General features: G+C 68.1%; 2 protein-coding genes. One reads left to right on the top strand and one right to left on the bottom strand.

The features are described 5' to 3' along the window. A partial coding sequence (locus tag JHD07_RS03860; RefSeq protein ID WP_291619137.1) for an SDR family NAD(P)-dependent oxidoreductase occupies window positions 1-586 on the bottom strand: 586 nt, incomplete at its 3' end. A gap of 74 nt (window positions 587-660) precedes the next feature. Between JHD07_RS03860 and JHD07_RS03855 the strand changes: the two genes are divergently transcribed. Beyond that, window positions 661-1,124: MarR family winged helix-turn-helix transcriptional regulator (locus tag JHD07_RS03855; RefSeq protein WP_291619135.1), on the top strand; the 464-nt coding region annotated here is incomplete at its 3' end.

The following is a 1,124-nucleotide window of genomic DNA, read 5'->3' as shown; positions in this document are numbered from 1 at the left end:
CGGGGGCGATGGCATTGATGCGGATGCCGCGCGGCGCGTTCTCCATCGCCGCCGAGCGCGTCAGCGAGATCGCGGCAGCCTTGGACGCCGAATAGAGCGAAAAGCCGGGATTGGGATTGCGCACGCCGCTGACCGAGGCGTTGACCACGATGCTGCCGCGCCCCTGTGCCAGCATCGCCGGCAGCTGATGACGCAGGCAGAAGAACAGCGCGCGGACATTGGTGTCGAACACGTTGTCGTAGATCTCCGTGCCCTGTTCTTCCAGCGGTGCGCGGCGCTCCTGGAAGCCGGCAGTGTTGAAGGCGACGTCGAGCCGGCCGCAACGCGCGATGGCTGTGCCGACGAGGCGCGCGACGTCGTCTTCCTTGGTGATGTCGGCCTGAATCGCGATCGCGTTCGCGCCGAGCTCGCGGCACGAGGCGGCGGTTGCCTCGATCTCGGCCTCGCGCCGGCCCGCGACCAGGATCGCCTGGGCGCCCTCGGACGCCATGCGCAGTGCGGTGGCGCGGCCGATGCCGCTGCCGCCGCCGGTGACGAGGCAGACCTTGCCGCTCATCCGCTGACCTGCCGGCAAAGTCCCGCTCATCGCCCACTCCAGACACTTGCGCGCGGCGTTGCGCCCATATAGTTGTATGATACAACTATATGCCGGGAGTCAAGATGGCCGAGCTTTCGCTGATCGACGACATCCGCGCCGCCTCGCGCCTGATGGTGCGCGAGCTCGGCTTCATGGACGCGACGGTGGCGGCATCGGACTATCCGCCCTCGGCGGTGCACACCATCCTGGAGATCGGCATCCGTGGTCCCATGACATCGGGCGAGCTCGGCGACTTTCTGCGCCTAGAGAAATCCAGCGTCAGCCGCCTGGTGCGCAAGCTGATCGATTGCGGCGAGCTCAGGGAGTCGCCGGACGAGCTCGATGCCCGCAGCAAGCAGCTCTCGCTCACCGCAAAGGGCCGGCGCACGCTGGAAGCGTTGCACGCGTTCGGCCGGCAGCAGGTGCGCGGCGCGCTGGCGGCGTTGACCGAAGCCGAGCAGCGCAAGGTGCGCGAGGGCATGATGCTCTATGCGCGGGCGTTGCGGGCGAGTCGGGTGGAGGAGGTGGTGGATGCTGGCCCGATCCT

This window comes from Bradyrhizobium sp. (assembly GCF_016462955.1).
Lineage (GTDB): Bacteria > Pseudomonadota > Alphaproteobacteria > Rhizobiales > Xanthobacteraceae > Bradyrhizobium.
This window is presented reverse-complemented; position numbering and strand designations above follow the sequence as displayed.